This is a genomic window from Trichocoleus sp. FACHB-90, from assembly GCF_014695505.1.
In the GTDB taxonomy this organism is placed as follows: Bacteria; Cyanobacteriota; Cyanobacteriia; order Cyanobacteriales; family FACHB-T130; genus Funiculus; species Funiculus sociatus.
Genome location: NZ_JACJOK010000078.1, coordinates 16,131 through 38,915 on the forward strand (window position 1 = coordinate 16,131; position 22,785 = coordinate 38,915).

Consider the following 22,785-nt stretch of genomic DNA (forward strand, 5'->3'; position numbering starts at 1 on the left):
GACTATTCACTAAGTCTTGGTACGCTTCCCTAGGTCTAAGATGAAACTTCTAACTTTGACCAAAAGTAAATTTTCTCACCCGGTGAAATTCGCCAGCACTTTAGGACTGTTATCGGCGCTAGTGTTTAGTACATCTACTTCGACTCTAGCCCAGCCCGCTAGTTCGCCAGCGCGAAGCAGCACCAACTTGACTGTAAAACGCAAATATGGAACCTGTCCTCAAAAAGTTGGGTTGACGACATTATTAGTTCCATTTGAAGGCGGCGCGGAGCATACGGTTGTAGCAAACACTCGCGCGATCGCAGGATCTGCCAGAGTTTCGAGTTCGGGTAAGAAGTTCGTAGAATACGAAGCCCCATTACAAAAAGCCTACGCCTCCTGCGTCGGTCAAGCAACTTCCCCAGAACTGCGGGCGTACCGCTTCCGCTTAGGCAATGGCAAAGTTTATTTCCGCGTAGATGTTGGTTGGGTTGATGGCACTACTCAAATCACATCTAGAAGTTTGTCAGCAGGGCTTCCCTACGTGCGTTGGATAGCCACCGAATAACTGCGGGGTGAATAGCTGGGAAAGTGAAGCTACTCATCTGATTCTCCAGCCTCCTTTTTAAGGGGGCTGAGAAAAGCGATTAGTGTAGCGGGAAAAAAATGAATTTGTATAACACCTCAGTAGCGATCGCGTTCAACCCATAAAATTGTAAGATAGCTGAACCAATCCCGAACTGTATGTCTGACATCCAGTCAGCTTCAAAAATGTAGTGGTTAATTGATTAGAAAATAGTGGAATTCCTTCGCTTAAGACGATTGGGTGTATCGAAAGAATCAGCTCATCCACAAGATTTTTGCTGATGAAATCGTGAATTAATAGAGAGCCTCCCACTAACCAGATATTCTTTCCATCAACCTGACGTAAATCATCTACAAAGTTCTTCACATCTGTTGCGATAAATTCAGCGTTGTTGTCCGATTGGCAGGAAGGATGCTTTGTGAAAACATAACTCTTTTTCCCTTTGTAAGGATATTCTCCAAAAGTAAGAACTTGTTCATAGGTTTTTCTGCCCATAACAACGGTGTCAACGCCAGCGTCGAACTCCGAGTAACCGTAATCTTGGTCTGTAAACAGCCAGTCAACATTACCAGAAGGGCGTGCAATATAGCTGTCTAAACTAGATGCAATAAATAATATGACTTTACGCATAATACCACCTAAACAAATGCACTACAGATAGTTTACGTTTAGAGCAATCGCTGTGCAAGACTGTTCGGTTAAAGCTTATTTGGGGGAATTGAAGTTTCATTTCGCATTCCCCGGACTTGATACCATGAAAGCCTTTAATTATTCCCCAGCTTTTCTAATAACCAGTTGCTGCCAAATCCAGTTCATGCACGTAAGTAACCCGCTGCACTCTAGTTTCAAAAGAGCCATCAGGATATAAGTTTAATAAACGAAATCCTGGCTCTACTTCATCCAAGGAAAAATTGTGGCTGTGAGGCTCAAATTGAATCGAAGTAGAAGGACTACCCAGGTAGTGAACACCACCACGCCGCTGATAAAATTCTTGGTGAATGTGACCAAAAATCACCAACTTTACTTGAGGATGGCGATCTATAACAGCAAAAAGTTCCTCTGGATTCTGTAGTGTGCTGCCATCTAGCCAATCTGAATCCACGAGAAAAGGTGGATGGTGAAAACCGATCAGGGTAGGTCTGTCGCTTGCTAGCTTTAGTTGCGTGTCCAGCCAAACTAGGCTTTCTGATGATAGTTTGCCATGCACGCAACCAGAAACATGAGAATCAAGTAGCAAAAACTGCCAGCCTCCGGCTGCAAAAGACTTTTCTGGAGAAATGGGAGCCTCTTTTAACACCTGCTGCATCACCAAAGGCTGATCGTGGTTCCCTGGTGCCCAGTAGGTTGGGATGGATAAGGGACTCAGCAATTCTGCCAACCGTTGATATGATTCCGCCTTGCCATCTTGGGACAAATCCCCAGTCAGCAGTAGCATATCTAGCTGAGGCAATAGTTTTTGCAATTGCTCTAGAACTGCATGAAATGACTTTTCCGTAGGAAGACCTAATAATTCTTTTTTGGTGTCGGCAAACAGGTGAATATCTGTGATTTGAGCGATCGCAAGCGGCTTGGCTGGAATCATAAAGTTTTGTAATGGATGGTAGCTGCTCAAAGAAAAATAGTTAGGACACTAAACCCCAATGGCTCTGCTGTATTAGGTAAACATTGATGTACAGCTTTCCTACGGAACAAGTTAATCAAATAAGTCTAAAGATAGATGAATATTAAAAAATACGTGTAAACACTTACGTCTTTAGATGGGTAACACATTACCGTTAGAGATCGTCAAATACCTGCGATCTAGGAATCCCCCATATGTGATCGTCATCACATATAGCGCCGGAAATGGACATCTGCCTGTAAATACAGCGATAATCTACTAAGAATTTTTCCGTAGGTAAGCAATCGTCAAAATTTGGTATAGTAGTAATCTGAATTTATGGCGGCATAGCCAAGTGGTAAGGCAGAGGTCTGCAAAACCAAGGAAAGAGGCTAGGTTCCTGTAGAATAACCTCTCTTAGTCTGGTTTAGTCCTATCTTGGCTACCAGATGGCTACCAAGACCGCGATCGGGATAGAGGAAAAGAACGGACGGCTAAGGTTAAGACTGCCTAGGGCAATAGCAGAAGGTAGCGCTAGGTATATCAGCACTGGTCTAACCCCTGAAGACTTTAGGAAAGCACAAGCGGTAGCTTGGCAGATAGAAGAAGACATCAAGACTGGACAGCTAGACACTAGCCTAGAGCGTTACAAGTCAGCTTTCCAGCAGAAACAAAAAGTAGTCAAGCGATCGCCAGAAGACCTAGCTAGTCTCTGGTATAAATACTCAGACTATATGAGACCTCAGATAGCTGAGACCACATATCAGAAAGACTACGTTAGAAAATATAAGAACCATATAGACCAGCTACCGACCAGAGACATTAGTCAGGTCTCAGTCATCCGAGACTGGTTATTATCCCAGCATTCTGCTGATACGACTAAGAGAGTCCTAACTTACCTTAGCGCCTGCTGTAACTGGGCAGTAGCTTCCGGTCTGATAGAGACTAACCCGTTCTTAGGGGTAGCTGGCAGCATCAAGAGACCAAAGGCAACTAGCCAGATAGACCCGTTTAGCATCTCAGAAAGACAGGCTATCCTAGAAGCTTTCCTAGAGAATAAGAACTATTATCACAGTTTTGTTAGTTTCCTATTTGCTACCGGGTGCCGGACTGGTGAGGCGATCGCGCTGACCTGGGGTAACATTAGCCCTAGTCTAGACTGGGTTATATTTTCAGAGTCTTATGATAGTCAGCTAGACATCCGGAAGACTACCAAGACCGGGAAGACTAGACGGTTTCCGGTTAATAGGTCTCTCAGGGTACTGTTAGAGGCTATCCGACCGGACAGTCCTAAGACAGACCTTTTAGTATTTCCTAGCCCTACTGGGTTATATATCCATAACGGTAAGTTTACTAACCAAGTCTGGCGAGGTTGTAGGGTAGGTAGTAAGACCTACCGGGGTATAGTGACCGAGCTGGTCAGACAAGGTTTAGTAGAACGCTACAGACCACCCTATAACACCCGGCATACCTTCATCACTCTGGCACTAGAGAACGGGCTAACTGTTTCACAGGTCGCTGCTTTAGTTGGCAACAGTCCAGAGGTAGTTCTAAAACACTATGCAGGTGCTACCGTCTCAGAGGTACCTGAGTTTTAGCTAGGGTAGGTAATACCAGATATTTACTTAGCCATCTAGACACCCTGTTAGTTATTTATCTATCCATAACCCCAGCTCATCCCAGAGAGCAGCAGCACCAGCATAGCGTTCTGACCGCATACACCAGACTTTCTGGACTACATCAGTCTTAGACTTGACTTCTTTAGCGTCTATTAGTAGCTGGGTCAGTCTCTTGATAGTCTGCTTGTCCGGTTCTGGTGCCTCCAGCATCTTAGAAAGCACCTCTGTTAACCCTTGTCGAAATATCGAAACTGTCGAAACTGAAGTCGCTACAGCACCATTTTGAGAGGTTTCTGACTGACCATTTCGACCATTTCGACTGGCTGAAACGCTTACAGGCTCTAGGTTTTCGACTATTTCGACTTCAGTTTCGACTGGTGCTGTCGAAATGGTTTTAGGCTCTGTCGAAATAGTCGAAACTTTCGGTTTAACACCGGCGTTGATAACCTTCTTCATCTCAGCCCACGACGGACGGGTTATTCATCTGCCGTAGTCCGGATAATGTCCTTGTGGTTTAGCTCTTTCAGTGCTTCTTCCAGTAGCCATATCTGAGACGGATGGAAGCCATAAGCTTTATTGCGAAAATGCCCGTCGTTATTCTTACGTGCTACTTGCTTGGGTTTTTTACCGTACTTCGCTAGGTACTTGTCAGCTACCAGGTTAGCTAGTCTCTGCTTATCCCCTAGGGTTATTTCTATTTGCTTTTCTTCTAACCATTCCCCTAGAGTCGTATAGTCCTTAGCCTGTAGCTCATCATCCTCAAACGGCAAAGACAACTCACAGGCAAGAGCGATCGCTACGTTATGGTTGCCGTTTGCTTGGTCTTTCAGGTATTCCTCTACACGTTTAAGGATCTGGGTCTTCTTAAGGTTGTTTAGGGTCTCAACTTTGTTCTCACCTTTGGCGATGATATTAGCTATCAGTAGCATCACGGGTTCACTCTAATGTGCTGCTCACAAGAGTGGACTATGCTGACTAGGTATGTCAACCCGACACATTTAGAAGCCAGTGGCGTATCTGCGATCGCCTAATAAAGTTAAAGCCTGGTACTGCAACTAAGTTGCTAGAGTACCAGGCTCTTTTAGCTATAAGAAATATCGATATAAGTAGTTACCGCCTATCAGCTTTGTTGCACTTGCGACTACACGACACCATTAGTCGGTTGTGGCTGGAACCCTGAGACCCCTATTAGTTCTGACGTAGAGATCATCATTAGGTGTCATCAGATGTCACAGTGTCGTCAGCGGAACCGTCAGGGGTCACTTGTGTCCAGAGCGTGTTCCTTTTTCTGCCAGATGCCTTCCAATGAAGACCGTCAGAGGTAGCGTAGGGCTTTTTCTTAGCTGAGGAAGCTACCGTACCGTATACTCCTGTGTCGAGATCATAGTGGTTCCTGAACTGCTCTCCAGACATCTGACTAGGTACTTTATTGGTCTCATCCCGTTGTTTTGATGATACCTCTCTAGCGTCATCCACTGGTAGCCAAACTAGCTGGTCTGGAGATACGTCGGTCTGCTCTGGTGTCCTGATGTCTTCACTAAGGACTGGCGACATTTCTGACCTAGCACTATGTACCTCAGCGATCGCTGGTGTAGCCTCTAACTGGGCTAAGTATTCCTCTGCCTCTGCCAGCAACTCTTCTAGAGTTAGACGCTGTGCATAATATTTGTTTAGGTTTACCTGCCAACCCTTCTGCTTGGCTTCGATAACGATGGGGTGGCTCTCTCTGGCTATCCTACCCTGATATCTCTTTAGGCACTCTTCTAGCTTAGTTACTGGGTTAGAGACGCGATACCCTTCGGTGTCGAAAGCTACTTTATCCCAAACCTCATCTGGGTAAACCTTAACTACTTCCAGCCATTGCTTATTACCATTAGCAGACTTTTTCTTGACAGCTACAACCCGGTCTTCAGGAAAGACGTACCAGAGTTTACCCAGTATCTTCTCATGCAACCCTTTTGGCTCTCCTGCATAAGCTTTAATGTCCCAAGTGCTTGGTAACTTAGTCCCTACCTCCCACACACACACACTTTTGTTAACACCCTTGTTGTACTTCGGTTTGGCTACGTTAACGCCATTCTCCCCGTTAACACCCATGATCAGGGTAGTGACCACCTCAGCCTTAGTCTGACCACTAAGCTGACATAACCTCTCTAACTCTTCTACTACATGAGGCGCTAGTCTTAGACCGATAACTTTACTGCTCATATACCGCTTGTTAACCTATAAAACTGATGTGTAGCAGGAGTGTTAACAAAGGTGTGTGTGTGTTTGCATCTTAACGGCTCTAAGCTTGCCTGTTTCATCTCGCCAGTAGATAAAAGCCCATTCGTCCTTATAACCTACTCTGGCTGCATTAGGTATAAATACTTGTTTGTTCTCCATCATGCTTTCTAGCTGTAAACCTCTAAGGCTATGTTAACACCCAGAACTACTGCTGGCTAAGGGTGTTAACAAAAGTGTGTGTGAAAAAGCTTACTGGTAGTGATCGCGTTCGATGGTGCTGGCTAGTTCTTAAAGTCGGCTAACCCTACAGGCTGAAACTCTAGGGGTCTTTCTAGCCTTCGGGCTGTCTCTTTCTCGCAATAAACCTTAAACTCTTCCTTGTTCATCTGAGCGCAAGCCGTGTTCTTAGCTGCAACCGCCATTTGGTACAGTTCCTCATTGTTGCGGTTCTCTTCAATATCAATGTTGGCTTGTACAGCTTGCACGATCAGTTTCTCTCTTAGTGCTGTAGTCTGTTCCTCATACTGTGCCTCAGTCTGATGGATACCTAATGCACCGTCTAAGCGTCTTTCTAGTACCTCTTGAGTCACAGCCCGGATCAGGGACTTGGCTTGAATATTACCTTTCTCAGCCCGGTGTGACCAGTAAGCAACCATGACCTCTAGGGGTATAGAAGCTATTTGGGTACGCTTCACAGGTATTTTGTGAAACGTCAAACCTTTATAGGGTGCTGCTTCCGGACTGTTTCCGCTCAAAAAATGTGAAACGTCCTGAGCAACTTTCCCAATAGCTTGCGCTGTACTGCTCAGACTTCCAACTCTAGAACCATCTGGTAACTGAAACAGATCCACATAAGAACCAGCGATCGCAACAGTTACGTGTTGAATATCTTTCATGCTATGTTAACCTACTTGGTTTACTCAAGTGTATTGGTGGGTAGAGCGACCGTCAAGTGATCGCTCTCTAAGTCAGAAAAAGGCACCTGGTGCCTTTATGGTTTATGCTGTCTCAGCACATTTAGGCACCGATATTTAAAAGTCTATTTAGGGCTACACGCTTCTCATCCAGTTCTAGTTCTGACTCACGTATCCAACTGGTATACTCTGCACGATCCTGACCTGTATAGGGGGGTTTACGAAACTGTTGTTCTCTAGCACATTCGTAGTCCCATTCCTCCATAGTTTCATCGTAGGTAATACCCATGACTACCCCTGATATTTCTTCATCGCCTGAGAGCCATTGAACCCTCTGCCCTATGTTGTAGCCCGGTATGCCCCACTCTTCAGGCACTGTTACAGTAAACTCAACTACCAGTTCCTTATCGCCTTCGGTATGTTCTAACATTGTTCTAGGTCTCCTAGTTTTCTGGGGTGACTGGGAAGAGAGGCGTTTAGGCATCAAACTTGGCGCTTCTCTTTCTCTTGTTTTAAAACAATATTAAAACATTGGAACCTGAGATGTCAATAGTTCTAGCCACTTGTTACAAAACAAATATATAACTAGGTTGACATAGCATGTCAGGTTTAGTACAGTAGTGGTTAGAGATAGATCGAGGTTCAGCGTACTAGAATATGTCTAGAACAATATAAGGGTAAAGCGAATGTATAGGCTAGGGTTCGGTACTAGGAACGCAAAGGACGCTGAGGTGTTTGACGACTTTAAAGCCTTGGCAAAGCAAGCCAACATGAACAACTTTGAGTTTTTAGGGTATCTGGTAAAGACCTATAAAGATAGCCTAGAGACACCGAACATTAATGGAAACCTTAGCCAACCAGAACTTACCCGTATAGCGATCGCTATGGAAGACCTAGCTAAAACCACCAAAGAGCTAATAAACAAATGAAAGATCAGAGAAAACGTGTAAGGTGCCGTGGCACACCTAAAGCAGTCTGGTTGATGCCAAGAGAAGACGGTGAGCAAGATAGGTACGAGGTCTGGTCTGGCGGGGTCATCACAGTCTGTAGGAACCCGACCGGAAACTATAGGACAATGCAATATCTGGTTAGAGATCCCCAGTAATACAAAAGACCCCTAGGAAACTAGGGATCTAAAAGTTATTAGAAAGTTTTACACAGTCTCCACTGTACAGAAAGACTATAAACTCGGTAGCCATATACCCTCTTGGGTCTTTATCTCCCAAGATGTTCCGGACTGTCCCAAAATGTCCCAAAATGTCCCAAAGAGTCCCAAGATATCCCAGAGTATCCTACTCAACTCAGACCCTAAGCAACTACTAAGCCAGCTAGATAAGATCCAGCAAAAGTCTATGGACGGCTGGGGACAACGTGGTAACATTAAAAACAGACTAAGAGGTTCTGGCTACTTTCTGGCTACTTAGTAGTCTAGAAAGACGTCCAAGGCATCTTATGGCGGCATAGCCAAGTGGTAAGGCAGAGGTCTGCAAAACCTCCACCCCCAGTTCAAATCTGGGTGCCGCCTTTGTAAATACAACTGCCTTTTTAGGCTCCTATGGGAGCTAAGGCGGGCAAAATGCCCACCCTAAAATAAATCCGGGCGCGGCATACAGGGAAGGTTCTTATTCGGGGATACCGACGAGACGACCGTCACCGGGAATTACCTTACCGATGGCATAAGCGGTAATTCCTTGGGATTCAAAGAAGTTAATGGTTTGGTCGGCGTGGTTTGGGGGTACGAGTAGCACGAAGCCAACACCCATATTGAATGTGTTAAACATATCCATCTGGCTAACTTCGCCTGTGTCAGATAGCCACTGGAAAATAGGTGGAATTAGCCAAGATTTAGGATCAATCTGGATGGATTGATTAGCAGCGAGACAGCGAGGCAGGTTTTCTGGCAAACCACCACCAGTAATGTGAGCCATGCCATGAATTTCTAATTTGGCTTTGCGTGCCGCTAGAACAGGTTTAACGTAAATTCGCGTGGGAGTTAACAAAATTTCCCCTAAGCTCTTATCCTGACCATCTAGGGGGGAATGCAAGTCAACGGCGCTTCGCTCGACAATTTTCCGCACCAAACTAAACCCGTTGCTGTGGATACCCTGACTAGCAAGCGCGATCGCTACATCTCCCACTTGCACCTGGGAACCATCCAGTATCTGGCTTTTATCCACAATTCCGACGCAAAAACCCGCCAAGTCATACTCGCCTTTCTGATAAAAACCCGGCATTTCCGCGGTTTCCCCTCCCAGTAAGGCGCATCCCGACTCGCGACACCCTTGAGCTATGCCCGCAACTACCTGAGTCAGCTGCTCTGGATTTAGTTTACCTGTCGCTAAATAATCCAAGAAAAATAGCGGTTCTGCGCCGCAGGTCAACACATCGTTGACACACATCGCCACTAAATCAATACCTACTGTGTGGTGAGTGTTGAGCTGAAAAGCTAGTTTCAGCTTCGTCCCTACCCCGTCCGTCCCGGAAACCAAAACTGGCTCCTGGTAGCCACTAGGCAGCTGAAACCAACCGCTAAAGCCACCGAATCCACCTAAAACCTCAGAACGGTGGGTGCTTTGTACGCTTTGGCGGATTTTTTCTACAAAACTCCGCCCCGCCTCAACATCTACACCTGCTTCTCGATAATCCATGAGTTCACGCCCCGCCTCGTTTAGCGATCGCAGATCGCAGACGTATTTTACTCGGCTATGGGTTCTCCTGACGAATTATAAGCTGTCCCACATTTAATTTATTGGCGAGTTAAGCCCCAAAAGTCTTACTACCAGCCTTTTTCCCAATGGGTGACTTGGGATTTTTGACTTTTGATTTGCTTATTCATAAACTGCCTAAATCTTTTATGAATTTTTGATGAAGTTATAGAAAACTGAAATTGCCCAAAACCCTGATGAAATGGAACGTATCTCCGCATAAATGCGGAGATTCAAAATTAAATTTTTGATGAATTTGTCAAAACCTAGAGGAAATCCCTGATCCCCAATCCAAAAACTTCGTGATACTCTGTTTCAGTTCCTTGCACCAGGGTGAATACAGAATGAGTACGAGTTATCGATGACCGAAGGGGAGCTGTCTGGCAATACAACTACCAACTAGCTCACACCTCGACTTCCAAGTACGTTTCACAACCGTAGGTATGAATCAAAGATTTTTTAGCGGAATATTTGCAGCCCTGTTAACGACGATTGGGATGACTACATCCAGTTATGCCCAGTCAGCTAAAAGGTTTGACCAAGTTTCCGAGTCCAATGTTCCTCAGACGCAGCAGACAAGTAAAAATGCTTCTCGGCAACCTGCAACTTCTAATCGGGTACAGCCGCCAGAAGTTATCAAGGTGGGAGAATATCAATCCCAAGTCAGAATGGCTTGCCTTGCAACACGCCCTTGCAATAATTCTGTAGGTGTGGCGACCCTGTTGGATCGAGTAGTCGTAGCTAAAATTATTCCCCATGAAGTACGAGGGTATAAAGCCGCGACGCTATACGTGCGTAGTATCCCAGTCCTGACCTTTCTGGGTTCCCGCGTGACTCCCGTACAAGACACCAAGATGGGAGAAATTTTAAGCAGTGCGGGCGGTTTTCCAAAACAGATGTCATCGGATGCCAGTAATCAAAACGATCCGGTAGCCCGTGCCACAACCGTTGCTGCTAAGCTGAATCAGTTGAGTTTAGAAAACGTAGATGCAAGTGCGATCGCTGTCAGTTGGAATGGCGACAAGGGCAGCTATGTCATTAAAGTAAACGGCGAGAAACTGGTCGAAGTTAACAGAAAAACAATATTGCCAGACACAACTCGCAACCCTGCTGTAGATGCCCTACAAGCAACCAATCGACTCCGCCGCCTGATGGGTAATGCACCGCCACTGAGGGAAATCGCCGGATTATCCAAACGGCCCCAGAGGATTGCTTACAACCCTAGAGCTAATAGAGCCGCCGCACCAACAAACAGACGGCTCACCACCAGACCAGTCATGGGCCAGAGTAGCGGTATGGCATCCTGGTATGGTTATGGATTCCACGGCTTGCGGAGCGCCAGTGGTGAAAGATTCAATCAGAATGCGATGACAGCTGCCCACCGTACCTTGCCTTTTGGGACGCAAGTGCGCGTGACCAACAGGAACAACGGGCGTTCTGTAATCGTGCGAATTAACGATCGCGGGCCTTTTATCCGAGGTCGGATAATTGATGTGTCAGCGGGTGCCGCTAAAATTTTGGGAATGACTAGCAGTGGGGTAGCACCAGTGCAGCTAGAAATTCTAGGTCGTCCGCAGACGGTAGCAGTTGACGAAAACTAAGTTTCCACCTTCAGAGTTTTGAGTTATGAGTGTTGAGTTGATATTTTTAATTCAACACTCCAGGCAGAAGGAACTGCTGCTACAACTCAAAACTCAAAATTATTGAAGGGGGGTTTTGGTGCGCCTGTTTACGACAATTGCGGGATTGCGCTGCTACTTGGGTTTGCATCGGCAGGGCAAAAACGTCGGCTTTGTGCCGACAATGGGAGCTTTGCACGCGGGGCATATTAGCTTAATCGAACGTGCGCGATCGCACAATGATATCGTCATAGTCAGCATCTTCGTCAATCCACTACAATTTGGCCCTACTGAGGATTTTCAGCAATATCCTCGTTCCTTGGAGCAGGATCGGCAATTGTGCCAACAGGCTGGGGTAGATGCGGTTTTTGCCCCTTCTGCTGAAGAATTGTATGGATTGGGGACTGAAGACTGGGGATTGGGGATTGGGGTAGCGCGCCTCCCAATTCCCGATTCCCAATCCCGAATCAGCACAACGGTCGTTCCACCAGAGAATATGACATCAGTTTTGTGCGGTCGCTTTCGTCCCGGACACTTTCAGGGAGTCGCAACTGTGGTGACAAAGTTGCTGAACTTGGTACAACCAACGAACGCTTATTTTGGGGAAAAAGATGCCCAGCAATTGGCGATTATTCGACGATTGGTGGCGGATCTAAATTGGAGCATCAAAATTGTGGGTTGTCCAATACTACGGGAAGCATCGGGATTGGCTCTCTCTTCCCGGAATCAGTATTTGACTTTAGAGCAGAAAGAGCAAGCATCGGTGTTGTATCGCTCTTTACAAAAAGCCAAGAAAGTATTTCAATCAGGCGATCGCGATCGCGCTATTCTTATTGACACAGTTCAACAGGAAATTGCTATCGTACCAGAGGTACAAATCGAGTATATTGAACTGGTTCACCCCACTACTCTCATGCGTTTGGAAAAAGTTGAAGAAGCGGGACTACTAGCGATCGCCGCCCGACTGGGATCGACCCGTTTAATTGATAATGTAGCATTACGCGATCGCCAGCCGATTGTGGCGATTGATGGCCCAGCCGGGGCAGGAAAATCTACTGTAGCCCGTCAGGTTGCCAAGTCTTTAGGATTGTTGTATTTAGATACCGGGGCGATGTATCGCGCTCTAACGTGGCTGGTTTTGGAATCGGGAATCCGGGTGGATGATGAAGCAAGCGTAGCTGAGTTAGCCAGCCGTTCTCAGATTCAGTTAAGCACGGGTGACGATCCCCAGATTCCCACTCGTGTCTGGATTAACGATCGCGATGTCACCTTTGCAATTCGCTCTTTGGAGGTGACAGCGATGGTGAGTGCGATCGCTGCCCAACCATACGTCCGTCAAGAACTGGTTAAACAACAGCAGCGCTGGGGTTTAAAGGGAGGCATTGTCGCTGAAGGTCGCGACATCGCCACCCACGTTTTCCCAGATGCCGAACTTAAAATCTTCTTAACCGCATCTGTTCACGAACGGGCGCAACGCCGTCAGCAAGACCTGAAAAATCAACAGCAGCCAAACGTAAGTTTAGTGCAGCTGGAGCAGGACATTCAAGAACGCGACATCCGCGACAGCACCCGCCTCGTGGCACCCTTGCAAAAGGCAGCAGACGCTATTTTGCTCGAAACTGACGGTCTGGGCATTGCCGAAGTCACTGCTCGAATTGTCAGTCTGTATCATCAAAAGCTGTCTGTGTCTAGATAACTGATTTTCCTCTTGTAGAGCATATTTTTCAGTAAAAGTCAACTTCCTTAGCAATTAACTTTCTTACCCGGAGCGCCCAACTGTTGGGTAGTATTTTGCAATAGGGTACAAAAAGACAAAGAAAGCTTCCTTATTTAATAGGGAAGCAATTTGTGATGCAACAAAATAGCTTTTAGCTTTTAGCGATCGCTTATACCCGTAAAAACGAACTATAGGCAGAAGATTCGCGTCACAGATCCAACGAGAGCTAAGGGAGGAGGGCAACCATAGATTACCGAGATACACGTAAGCATTGCCGAAAAAGCTAGGGCAATGCTTACACCAAGTACGCAGCTGTAAAAAAAATTGTTTGAGAAACCTGGTGTGCTGGAAGAGGCGGAGAACTTGACAAAACTCCGCCTCAATGGGTGGAGGAGTGAAGGAGAGCTGACGTGGCAAAGTATGATCGATTTTCTTTTTCTTGGCGGGAAAAAACAACATTGATTGCTGTTGTTGCTGCCGCTAGTAGTTTTTTGGCTGGTCTCATGTTGCCGATTAATCGCCATGAGAATCATCCGTCGAGTCTTTTATCTGCAACCGAAGAGTTAGGGAATCGGAATCCAGACAAAAGTGGCACTGATATAAACGCTTTGATGGCGCAGCGAAATGAGGCGTTTAACAAAGTATTCACTCAATTGCAGCAGGAAAAAAAAGACAGAAATTTGACTTTTTCAGTCCCCAAAAGCTTTCAGGGGAAAGTATTTCAAGAAGTAAAACTAAACACTAACCAGAAAGTCATTGCCCTGACTTTTGATGACGGCCCTTCGCCTCAAGGGACGTTGCAGGTATTAGAGATCCTGAAGAAAAACAACATTAAAGCAACATTCTTCATGATCGGGCGGAACGTGAAAAATTTTCCCCATCTGGCGAAAGCCGTAGTTGCTGAGGGACACGCCGTTGCTAATCATACCTGGAGCCACTCTTACCATCATTTAAGCGAAGCTGGGGCTGCCCGTGAAATTGACCGCACAGCGGCAATTATTTATGAAACCACAGGGGTGAAGACGGCTCTATTTCGTCCGCCCGGTGGCTATCTGAACAATGGCTTGGTCGCTTACGCCCGTAAAAAAAATTACGCCGTGGCGATGTGGTCATCTGACTCTATGGACTATCGCCGTCCCTCGGTGCCAGTATTCATCCAGTCCGCGCTAAAAGGAGCTACATCAGGCGGTATGGTACTAATGCACGATGGAGGCGGCAATCGGACGCATACGGTGCAAGCTTTACCGCAACTAATTACCGAATACCAAAAGCGCGGCTACAAGTTTGTGACTGTGCCAGAACTGCTGGAAATGCAAGACAAAGAAGTTAAATTGGCATCTGGTAAAAAATAAAGTAAAAGGCAAAAGAAATCTTTCTGTTTCTTTTGCCTTTTACCTTTTATTACTGCACCGAACTGAGAACCTTTTGGGTTGCTGCTTCCGGATTAGCTTCTGGAGAATCTGCTTCACTAGGAGGCACAACCTGCCAGAACTGAGGCAAGTATTCTGACCAATTGGCAAGAATATCTTTTGCCTTCTGGCTACCCGTTCTTTCAGCGTGAAGTTCAATCAGCTCTTTGAGCTGCTGTTCTCCAGCTGGCGTTTCCACCCGTTGGATTTTGACAATCTCCAGGTTAACTTTTGGTGTAAAGCTGTCATCCTGATCGAGGAAGTAAGCTAAACCGCCTGTCATCCCGGCTCCCACGTTGCGCCCTACTCTACCCAGAACGACAATTACGCCGCCTGTCATGTATTCGCAGCAGTGGTCGCCTGCGCCTTCAATCACCGCCATTCCCTTAGAATTACGGACACCAAACCGCTCCCCGGCTTGACCGTTGGCTAACATAATGCCGCCCGTGGCACCGTAGAGACAAGTGTTGCCGACAATCACGTTCTGAGCTGGATCATAGGTAGCCTCTTGAGGCGGCTTGATGACAATTTCGCCACCGTGCATTCCCTTGCCTACATAATCGTTCGCCTCGCCTTCCAGGTTGAGAGTCATGCCGGGGAGGTTAAAGGCACCGAAACTCTGACCCACACTGCCGGAGAAGTTGAGGGTAATTTGACCGCTCCAACCTGTGTTGCCATATTCAGAGGCGATCGCCCCTGCAATTCGCGCTCCAATTGTCCGGTCTGTGTTCACCACAGACACGTTTTTGGTGACGTTAGATTGGTTAGCGATCGCATCTTTAATTTCCGCATCGTTCAGCAGTTCGTCATCTAAAACTGGCCCGTTGCTGTGTACTGGTTCGTGAATCAGCCAATCGCGATTTGTGCGCGTATCTGGCAGATTGGTAAGGCAATCCAGATTCAAGCTTGTCGTCTTAGTTAATCCGGTGGGGCGCACTTTCAGCAAGTCGGCGCGACCAATTACCTCGTTTAGAGAACGATATCCCAACCGCGCCAAGAGACTCCGCACTTCTTGGGCTACAAAGTAGAAGAAGTTAACGACGTGTTCTGGCATTCCTGGGAAGCGCTTCCGCAAGTTTTCTTGCTGAGAAGCCACGCCGACGGGACAGTTATTGGTGTGGCAGATCCGCGCCATAATGCACCCTTCCGCAATCATGGCGATGGAGCCGAAACCGTACTCTTCTCCACCCATCAAAGCTGCTATGATTACGTCCCAGCCGCTCTTGAAGCCGCCGTCTACTCGGAGAATTACGCGCGATCGCAGTTCATTCTCCATCAGGACGCGATGCACTTCCGTTAATCCCAGTTCCCACGGGGAACCCGCGTGTTTAATTGAACTTAAGGGAGATGCGCCTGTACCGCCATCGTGACCGGAAATCTGGATAACATCGGCGTTTGCCTTCGCCACACCTGCGGCAATGGTGCCAATACCCACTTCTGCCACCAGCTTCACCGATACCCCTGCCTTCGGGTTAATTTGGTGCATGTCAAAAATCAACTGCGCCAAATCTTCAATCGAGTAAATATCGTGGTGCGGCGGTGGTGAAATCAGCGTCACTCCAGCCTTCGAGCGGCGCAGCATCGCGATGTAGGGGCTGACCTTTGTTCCTGGTAGCTGTCCCCCTTCCCCAGGCTTTGCACCTTGGGCGATTTTGATTTCAATTTGTTTGGCACTCATCAGGTACTCTGGTGTCACGCCAAAGCGACCGCTTGCCACCTGCTTGATGGAAGAAGAAGCTGTATCTCCATTTCGCAGCCCTTTGAGGTGTGGCAGAACTTGGGAATGACCCATTTCATCCACATCATCTAGAACTTTGTAACGAACTGGATCTTCGCCGCCTTCACCGGAGTTAGATTTGCCGCCGATCCGGTTCATCGCGATCGCCAGCGTCTCGTGTGCTTCCCGCGACAATGCTCCCAAGCTCATCCCACCTGTAGCAAATCGCTTGACAATTGACTCCACAGGCTCTACTTCTTCCAGGGGAATAGAGGCGCGATCGCTCTCCAAATCCAGCAAATCTCGCAGCGCTGTTACAGGTCGTCCTGCCAAATGCTTCTGATAAACTTCGTAGTGGTCGTATTCCGGGTTCTTCACCGCTTGATGCAGCGACTTGGCAATTTCCGGACTATTCATGTGGTACTCGCCACCTGGACGGTACTGCACAAAGCCATAGTTGTCCAGCTTCTTGCGTGGTACCTCTGGGAAAGCCGCCGAGTGGAATGACATCACTTCCTGCGCCAGTTCCTGCACGGAAAGGCCGCCTAGTCGCGATGCGGTACCTTTAAAGCCAAGAGCCAAGAGATCGCCGCCAATACCAATCGCCTCAAAAATTTGCGCTCCCCGATAGCTAGACAGCAGAGAAATCCCCATTTTCGAGAGGATTTTCAACAATCCAGCTTCTACGGCTTTGCAGTAATTTTTTTGCGCCTGCTCAAGAGTAATATTCTTGAGTTTGCCCCGCTGCATCATATTTTGCGTCTTGGTATCGCTCCACCAATGACGCACGGTTTCTAGAGCCAAATACGGACAAACCGCCGAAGCCCCGTAGCCAATGAGACAGCCAAAGTGGTGCGTACTCCAGCATTGAGCGGTATCGACAATTAAAGATGCAAAGGCTCGCAGACCTTCTTGGATCAGGTGGTGGTGTACTGCTCCCACAGCCAACAGAGGTGGAATGTAGCTGTGTTCGGCGCTCAAAGAATCCCCGGTGCGATCGCTCAAAATCAGAATTTCTTTCCCCGCACGCACCGCCGCCGCCGCTTGTTGGCACAAATTGCGAACCGCCGCCTCTAAACCTTCTGGCCCCTTTTCGATTTCAAACAGCGTCGAGAATTTCTCTGTTGCAAAAGAGGAAGCGCTGATCTGCTCTAGTGCTGCTTCATTTAGAACCGGAGACTCTAACTTCAGTAACCGCGCATACTCTGGTTCTACCTTTAACAGGTTTCCCCGCTTCCCTAACGAAACCGACAGGGACATCACCATCCCTTCTCGCAACGGGTCAATTGGCGGATTCGTCACCTGAGCGAAGCGCTGCTTGAAATAGTCGTACAGCAAGTGCGGCTTGGAGGACAGCACCGCCAAGGGAATGTCATCTCCCATACAAAAGGTAGGTTCTTTCCCAGAAGATGCCATTTCCTCAATCACCATTTCCACATCTTCTGTGGTGTAGCCAAAGGCAATTTGTTCTCTCAGCAAGCTTTGAGAGTCGAGATTCTTCTCTTCGGTAAAAGGTACGTCGGGGAGATTCTGCCGATAAGATGCCAGCCACTCACCATAAGGATGAACAGCAGCGATGCGCTCCTTAATTTCCCAGTTTTTCTGAACTTCCTGAGTTTCCAGATCTACGGCAATCATTTGCCCCGGCCCCAGTCGCCCTTTTTCCAGAATCTCGGCTTCTGGCAAATCGATCACACCAGCTTCGGAAGCTACCACAACCAATCCATCTCGCGTGGTGCAATATCGCGCTGGTCTTAATCCGTTGCGGTCGAGAGTCGCGCCTACTTTCTTGCCATCACTGAATACCAGTAGCGCTGGGCCGTCCCAAGGCTCTTGAAGTCCGCTGTAAAATTCGTAAAAGTCTACAATTTCCGGATGATTCGCCAATTCCGGCTGATTTTGGTACGCTTCTGGCACCATAATCATTAAAGCTTCCAGAGGGCTGCGACCAGTACGAACCAGCAACTCTAGCACGTTATCTAGGTTTGCCGAGTCACTATTATCTAGATCGGTTAAAGGCTTGAGTTCCTGAATGCGATCGCCCCAAATTGGATGCGTCAGATTTGCCTCTCGCGCCATTATCGAGTTTATATTCCCCAACAGCGTGTTAATTTCGCCGTTGTGTCCCAAAAGACGCATCGGCTGAGCTAGAGGCCACTTAGGCAGCGTGTTGGTGCTAAAGCGTCGGTGATAGACAGCAAAAACACTTTCATAATTGGGATTAGTTAAATCTGTATAAAAGTCTCCCAACACCGCCGACCGCACCATCCCCTTATAAATAATGGTGCGATTAGAGAACGAACAAATGTAAAACTCGTCCGACCATTTAAGGGTACTGTTAGCCTCCAGATTTTTACCTATGCGGCGACGAGCCAAAAACAGGGCGCGTTCCAACTCATCCCCAGAACCATTTTTGGAAGTACATACCAATTGCTCAATGTGGGGCTGGTTTTCTCTGGCCTGCACCCCCAGCACTTGAGGCTGCACTGGAACCTCTCGCCACCCCAGTAAAGTTAATCCTTCTTCTTCCAAGGTTTTGTTGACAATTTCCTTAGCAGTGGCTCTGGTTTCGGCATCTTTGGGTAAAAAGACCATTGCCACCCCTGTCTTTTCAGTCGGCGGCATTTCTATGCCTTGGGTAGCCAACCACTGACCCAACAGCTTCCAGGGAATAGCAGTCATCAAACCTGCTCCATCCCCAGAATCCCCGTCGGCGCTGCAACCACCCCGATGTTCTAGACAAGTCAGAGCAGATAAAGCCTTTGCTACTAATTCATGTGTCGGCGTTCCCTTTTGATTGGCAATGAAGCCGACACCGCAGGCATCCCGCTCTTCCACCAACCACCGTTGACCGGGATAGGTATCTGTCGCGTTTACTGCTGTTGTCTGTTGTTGATTGTCATTCACGCGATGCTCCATGAGATAATCCACGTTCTTTACTTACTGATACAGGTTTACTGATTGAAGGTTGTTAATCCTGTGGCACGACTGTGCTGATCGCAGAATTAAAATTTGAAAAACTTTTGCCAAGACTTCGCCAATGTATTTAAACATCCCTCAGTCTTCTTTTGCCCTTGACTATTCTTTTGCTTCCATAGCCTTATTTATCTAAACTTAGATGCCATTTGACCATGAAAGCTGTAACTGATGAAACTTTTATGTCTCGGCTTTTCTGCCCCAGACTCAGGGGTCGCAAAACTTTTTGCTCTTGCGATCGCAAAAATATCCGAGCGTCTGCACGTAAGACGCTTTGCTGACGGAGGGTTTGCCAGAAATGGCTACTGGTGCTGAAAAATGAACCTTGTTCTAACCCGATTCAGATACCAGCCTTTTACAAACTTACGGATTAAACATTCTATCATTTAAAAGCCAAGTTCAACACAAATTTCAACGCTAAGACTTCGAGCCGGGACAAACAAATTGTAGGGGCGAGATAAACGCGAAGTCTAGACTTGGCTATAGCCACCCAATTTTAGAGTCAAATATAGAGACGCGACATCTCGCGTCTGTGCTTTGGCCCTAATGGGTTGTTGAACAAAGCGTCTTGCCGACCCCTGTGGTCTTGCCTCCTATTATGCGGCTAAAAAAGCTTTCTTTGGAAGATAAAGTCATTGTTTTTTGATACTTGCGTCCACATCTGGGTTATTTTAGAAATCTTGATGTTGTAGAGGCGCGTCATCGCCCGATCCGGGTGTATGGCAATACATCCTGTACAAATTTTTGAACCATACATCAAAGAGTGACTTTGCCGGATGATCGGGAGAACGACACCAGAAACTAAAACGGTTGGTGGTTTGGGGCTATTTGCCCCCGGCCGCCTGATAGCCTTCTCGCTCCCGTCAGCGATCGCAGCATCGCTTTACGCGACAAATGTCCCCATAGGAGCAGTTGCGAATTTACCCCCATCACGCCTTGTGGTATCAGCACCAAAGGCATCTCCTCAAATAAATCGGCAGGGTAGTCAAGTTTCTATAAATGGTCGCACCTTAGCCGCAGCTTGGAGCCAGTGGCAGCGGGGGAAATCTGTACGCACGGGAATAAGCGATGCTGGAGTGGCTCAAACACTGGGAGTAGAGCTTTTAAACACCGGGGATTTAACCAAACAGCCGATACAGTGGTTTTCTGGTGCCAATCGGCTAATTTTGGCTACCTTTCCAGTAGCACCGTACCGCTATTTAGACATTACTGATTTCGCACTGAAAAACGGTTGGCAGACGCAAATAAAGGGCAACACGCTTTTAATTACCACAAAACCAGCGCGACTAGCGGACGTTCAACAAAGTCTTCAACCGTGGGGTTCGCGCCTTGTTGTCGATCTAGACCGCCCGACCCCTTGGCAAGTCACTCAACAAGGTCAGAATTTAGTTGTCACAATCAACGCAGCAGCCCCTCCCGCCCTCTTGCAGCGCTTCCCTCCCCCCCCTCCAGAACCAAAGCCAGAGACAGAGGTAGAGGGAATAAGAAATCCCCAGCCCCCAATCCCCAGCCCCCAGCCCCCAGTCCCCAATCCCCAATCCCCAATCCCCAGTCCCCAGCCCCCAATCCCCAGCCCCCAATCTCCAGCCCCCAATCCCCAGCCCCCAATCCCTGTCCTCGAAAGCACTCAGAATCAAACCACGATTCGAGTACCAATCCCAGCAGGACTGTATCCTCGCGTTTTCAGTTTGCCCTCCCCGAATCGCCTGCTGATTGATTTTCAACCAGAAGCTATGGTAGAACGAGATATTCTCTGGGCAGAAGGAATCCGTTGGAAGCAGCAGTATGTAGCCATTCCTCACCAGTCATCAGCTAAGGACTCCTCGCTTTTGGATGGAGGTAGTGTCAATCCCAAATCGATTGACCGCTTCCCAGTCGCATCGCTGACTATCAATCTTCGTCAGAGAGGACTAACCCTCAAACCAATCTGGAGTAACCCTAATAGTGTTGCAGGAATCGCTCCTCTGCTGAGGACAGCCCAGTTGTGGCAGGCTTCAGCAGCTATCAACGCCGGATTTTTTAACCGCAACAACCAGCTGCCTTTAGGGGCAATTAAACGAGATGGTCGGTGGTTATCTGGGCCGATTCTGAATCGAGGCGCGATCGCTTGGAATGATGCTGGTGAAGTTAAAATGGGTCGTCTGAGCTACCAGGGAGTCTTGGATATCGAAAATTCCTCAAGCTTGCCAGTCCTTTTCTTCAACAGTGCTTACGTCAAAGCGGGAATTGCCCTTTACTCCTCTGAATGGGGAGGAGCTTACACTCCCCTGACTGATAATGAAATCATCGTCGTTGTCCAGAATAACCAGGTTACAAATCAGTTACCTGGAGGTATTGCTGGGAAAATATCATTTCCCATTCCGCCGCAAAACGGTTACTTGCTGACGATACGAGGTAAAGAAACATCTCCAGCCGGGATCTTGAGTGTCGGAACCAGGGTGCGTATGAATGAGCTTTTTTCACAACCGGACTTTGTGCGCTACCCGCAAATTGTGGGTGCTGGGCCACTTCTGGTGCAAAATCGTCAAATTGTGCTAGATGCCAAAGCTGAGCAATTTAGCGATGCCTTTATCAAAGAAGCAGCTGTTAGAAGTGCGATCGCTACCACCGCATCTGGACAACTGATGATGGTTGCCATCCACAACCGCACAGGTGGAAAAGGCCCGACATTAGCAGAAACTGCTCAGATAATGCAACAAATGGGAGCTGTTGAGGCTCTTAATTTAGATGGTGGCAGCTCTACCAGCCTCTATCTAGGGGGACAACTTATTAATCGGCCTCCCACCACCGCCGCCCGCGTTCACAACGGTTTGGGGCTTTTCCGACCGCCGGGTTTGCGATCGCCCAGCAATTAAATTTTTAAAACTTTGCCAAATAAATTATTTAGGAGAGCTTATATAAAGAGTTGATGTAGATTCACTTAATCGGCAAAATTACTGGTGACAGGCTCTAAAGATCGTTGTTATGTTTAGCTAGGGTTGCCTAAATGTGTTAGTTCTACAATTTTTAAGAGGATTACCTCTGCATATTTATAAGATCCGTGCTAACCCTACAGCGGTTCTAAGGAGAAAAAACAATGGCTAAAGCGCAAGAAGTTTCTCAAATTACTACTTTACCTCTTCCCAGTTCCATGACCATCAATGGAGTTGCTGCAACTGAATTGCGGCCTTGGGGTTCCTTCACTATTCTGGAAGAAGGGCGGGGCTATAAAATCAAGCGAATTGAAGTCAAGCCCGGTCATCGGCTTAGCCTGCAAATGCACTACCACCGCAGCGAACACTGGATCGTCGTTTCAGGCACAGCTAAGGTTACTTGTGGCGATAACGAACTGATTCTGGGCAGTAATCAATCCACCTACGTTCCCCAATGTCACACTCATCGTCTAGAAAATCCGGGTGTGATTAACTTGGTGCTAATTGAGGTTCAGAATGGAGAATATTTGGGAGAAGATGATATTGTTCGTTTTCAAGATGACTACGCCCGCACTCAGGCGTCTACAAAGTAGGCTGGCGAATTAACTGGGCAAATAGTTGACCTGATTGCCTAGTTTGGGTGTTGTTTTAATACTGACATTGTCTTAATTCGGCAATTGACATCCTCAACGACCATAATCAAAGATTATGGTCGTTGATTGTAAGGAATCGCTTTCAAGGTTTCCTACCTCAACAGGTGCCAACTAAATTGAGTGACCTCATCCCGTTGTAGCTTAGGGAAATAG

General features: G+C 47.4%; 18 protein-coding genes and 1 tRNA gene. 10 read left to right on the forward strand and 9 right to left on the reverse strand.

Features of this window, described 5'->3' with window-relative positions:
- Positions 1–40 precede the first annotated feature (40 nt).
- A complete protein-coding gene (locus tag H6F74_RS22625) occupies positions 41–547 on the forward strand; it encodes a hypothetical protein (RefSeq protein WP_190444412.1) in 507 nt (168 codons plus the stop codon).
- Between the two features lie 132 nt (positions 548–679).
- Here the strand turns inward: H6F74_RS22625 and H6F74_RS22630 are convergent, their stop codons facing one another.
- Entirely contained in the window at positions 680–1,195 is a 516-nt protein-coding gene (locus H6F74_RS22630; RefSeq protein ID WP_190444413.1) for a dihydrofolate reductase family protein, read from the reverse strand.
- A gap of 154 nt (positions 1,196–1,349) precedes the next feature.
- The gene (gene cpdA / locus H6F74_RS22635) at positions 1,350–2,147 is read right to left on the reverse strand and encodes a 3',5'-cyclic-AMP phosphodiesterase (RefSeq protein WP_190444414.1); all 798 of its coding nucleotides are present in this window, start codon (positions 2,145–2,147) and stop codon (positions 1,350–1,352) included.
- A gap of 467 nt (positions 2,148–2,614) precedes the next feature.
- Between cpdA and H6F74_RS22640 the strand changes: the two genes are divergently transcribed.
- Entirely contained in the window at positions 2,615–3,763 is a 1,149-nt protein-coding gene (locus H6F74_RS22640; RefSeq protein WP_190444415.1) for a tyrosine-type recombinase/integrase, read from the forward strand.
- Positions 3,764–3,814: 51 nt separating this feature from the next.
- On the opposite strand, the gene H6F74_RS22645 is transcribed toward H6F74_RS22640, so the two are convergent.
- The 5 genes from H6F74_RS22645 to H6F74_RS22665 form a co-directional block, all read right to left on the reverse strand.
- Positions 3,815–4,240 carry a hypothetical protein gene (locus H6F74_RS22645; protein WP_190444416.1) on the reverse strand — a complete coding sequence of 142 codons (426 nt, stop codon included), beginning with the start codon at positions 4,238–4,240 and terminating at the stop codon, positions 3,815–3,817.
- 20 nt (positions 4,241–4,260) lie between these two features.
- Positions 4,261–4,716, reverse strand: coding sequence for a hypothetical protein (locus H6F74_RS22650; protein ID WP_190444417.1), 456 nt, complete (start codon positions 4,714–4,716; stop codon positions 4,261–4,263).
- Positions 4,717–4,996: 280 nt separating this feature from the next.
- Entirely contained in the window at positions 4,997–5,992 is a 996-nt protein-coding gene (locus H6F74_RS22655) for a hypothetical protein (RefSeq protein WP_190444418.1), read from the reverse strand.
- 299 nt (positions 5,993–6,291) lie between these two features.
- Positions 6,292–6,906 carry a hypothetical protein gene (locus H6F74_RS22660; RefSeq protein WP_190444419.1) on the reverse strand — a complete coding sequence of 205 codons (615 nt, stop codon included), beginning with the start codon at positions 6,904–6,906 and terminating at the stop codon, positions 6,292–6,294.
- Between the two features lie 121 nt (positions 6,907–7,027).
- Entirely contained in the window at positions 7,028–7,354 is a 327-nt protein-coding gene (locus tag H6F74_RS22665) for a hypothetical protein (RefSeq protein ID WP_190444420.1), read from the reverse strand.
- 301 nt (positions 7,355–7,655) lie between these two features.
- Here H6F74_RS22665 and H6F74_RS22670 point away from each other — a divergent pair, with 301 nt between their 5' ends.
- Positions 7,656–7,853, forward strand: coding sequence for a hypothetical protein (locus tag H6F74_RS22670; protein WP_190444421.1), 198 nt, complete (start codon positions 7,656–7,658; stop codon positions 7,851–7,853).
- Positions 7,854–8,378: 525 nt separating this feature from the next.
- Positions 8,379–8,449: transfer RNA gene (locus tag H6F74_RS22675), tRNA-Cys, on the forward strand.
- Between the two features lie 97 nt (positions 8,450–8,546).
- Here the strand turns inward: H6F74_RS22675 and purM are convergent.
- Complete coding sequence (purM, locus tag H6F74_RS22680) at positions 8,547–9,572, reverse strand: phosphoribosylformylglycinamidine cyclo-ligase (protein ID WP_190444422.1); 1,026 nt, start codon at positions 9,570–9,572, stop codon at positions 8,547–8,549.
- A gap of 500 nt (positions 9,573–10,072) precedes the next feature.
- Here purM and H6F74_RS22685 point away from each other — a divergent pair, with 500 nt between their 5' ends.
- From H6F74_RS22685 to H6F74_RS22695, 3 genes are all read left to right on the forward strand, one after another.
- On the forward strand, positions 10,073–11,230 hold the full coding sequence (locus tag H6F74_RS22685; protein WP_190444423.1) for a septal ring lytic transglycosylase RlpA family protein: 1,158 nt from the start codon (positions 10,073–10,075) through the stop codon (positions 11,228–11,230).
- A gap of 118 nt (positions 11,231–11,348) precedes the next feature.
- Positions 11,349–12,944: a bifunctional pantoate--beta-alanine ligase/(d)CMP kinase gene (locus H6F74_RS22690; protein WP_190444424.1), complete on the forward strand. Its 1,596-nt coding sequence runs from the start codon at positions 11,349–11,351 to the stop codon at positions 12,942–12,944.
- Between the two features lie 431 nt (positions 12,945–13,375).
- Complete coding sequence (locus H6F74_RS22695; RefSeq protein WP_199301535.1) at positions 13,376–14,317, forward strand: polysaccharide deacetylase family protein; 942 nt, start codon at positions 13,376–13,378, stop codon at positions 14,315–14,317.
- A 49-nt stretch (positions 14,318–14,366) separates the two neighbouring features.
- On the opposite strand, the gene H6F74_RS22700 is transcribed toward H6F74_RS22695, so the two are convergent.
- A complete protein-coding gene (locus H6F74_RS22700; protein ID WP_190444557.1) occupies positions 14,367–19,010 on the reverse strand; it encodes a glutamate synthase-related protein in 4,644 nt (1,547 codons plus the stop codon).
- A 228-nt stretch (positions 19,011–19,238) separates the two neighbouring features.
- Between H6F74_RS22700 and H6F74_RS29705 the strand changes: the two genes are divergently transcribed.
- The 3 genes from H6F74_RS29705 (at position 19,239) to H6F74_RS22710 (ending at position 22,572) form a co-directional block, all read left to right on the forward strand.
- Positions 19,239–19,382, forward strand: a complete 144-nt coding sequence (locus tag H6F74_RS29705) for a hypothetical protein (RefSeq protein ID WP_206756344.1) — start codon at positions 19,239–19,241, stop codon at positions 19,380–19,382.
- 461 nt (positions 19,383–19,843) lie between these two features.
- On the forward strand, positions 19,844–21,922 hold the full coding sequence (locus tag H6F74_RS30670; RefSeq protein WP_190444425.1) for a phosphodiester glycosidase family protein: 2,079 nt from the start codon (positions 19,844–19,846) through the stop codon (positions 21,920–21,922).
- Positions 21,923–22,143: 221 nt separating this feature from the next.
- The gene (locus H6F74_RS22710) at positions 22,144–22,572 is read left to right on the forward strand and encodes a phosphomannose isomerase type II C-terminal cupin domain (RefSeq protein ID WP_190444426.1); all 429 of its coding nucleotides are present in this window, start codon (positions 22,144–22,146) and stop codon (positions 22,570–22,572) included.
- The last annotated feature ends 213 nt before the right edge of the window (positions 22,573–22,785 follow it).

What these genes read in the sequence shown, in the direction of transcription:
- H6F74_RS22625 (WP_190444412.1), top strand. Translation starts at nt 41, where the DNA reads ATGAAACTTCTAACTTTGACCAAAAGTAAATTTTCTCACCCGGTGAAA.
- H6F74_RS22630 (WP_190444413.1), bottom strand. Translation starts at nt 1,195, where the DNA reads ATGCGTAAAGTCATATTATTTATTGCATCTAGTTTAGACAGCTATATT.
- cpdA (WP_190444414.1), bottom strand. Translation starts at nt 2,147, where the DNA reads ATGATTCCAGCCAAGCCGCTTGCGATCGCTCAAATCACAGATATTCAC.
- H6F74_RS22640 (WP_190444415.1), top strand. Translation starts at nt 2,615, where the DNA reads ATGGCTACCAAGACCGCGATCGGGATAGAGGAAAAGAACGGACGGCTA.
- H6F74_RS22645 (WP_190444416.1), bottom strand. Translation starts at nt 4,240, where the DNA reads ATGAAGAAGGTTATCAACGCCGGTGTTAAACCGAAAGTTTCGACTATT.
- H6F74_RS22655 (WP_190444418.1), bottom strand. Translation starts at nt 5,992, where the DNA reads ATGAGCAGTAAAGTTATCGGTCTAAGACTAGCGCCTCATGTAGTAGAA.
- H6F74_RS22660 (WP_190444419.1), bottom strand. Translation starts at nt 6,906, where the DNA reads ATGAAAGATATTCAACACGTAACTGTTGCGATCGCTGGTTCTTATGTG.
- H6F74_RS22665 (WP_190444420.1), bottom strand. Translation starts at nt 7,354, where the DNA reads ATGTTAGAACATACCGAAGGCGATAAGGAACTGGTAGTTGAGTTTACT.
- purM (WP_190444422.1), bottom strand. Translation starts at nt 9,572, where the DNA reads ATGGATTATCGAGAAGCAGGTGTAGATGTTGAGGCGGGGCGGAGTTTT.
- H6F74_RS22685 (WP_190444423.1), top strand. Translation starts at nt 10,073, where the DNA reads ATGAATCAAAGATTTTTTAGCGGAATATTTGCAGCCCTGTTAACGACG.
- H6F74_RS22700 (WP_190444557.1), bottom strand. Translation starts at nt 19,010, where the DNA reads ATGGAGCATCGCGTGAATGACAATCAACAACAGACAACAGCAGTAAAC.
- H6F74_RS29705 (WP_206756344.1), top strand. Translation starts at nt 19,239, where the DNA reads ATGAAACTTTTATGTCTCGGCTTTTCTGCCCCAGACTCAGGGGTCGCA.
- H6F74_RS30670 (WP_190444425.1), top strand. Translation starts at nt 19,844, where the DNA reads ATGATCGGGAGAACGACACCAGAAACTAAAACGGTTGGTGGTTTGGGG.
- H6F74_RS22710 (WP_190444426.1), top strand. Translation starts at nt 22,144, where the DNA reads ATGGCTAAAGCGCAAGAAGTTTCTCAAATTACTACTTTACCTCTTCCC.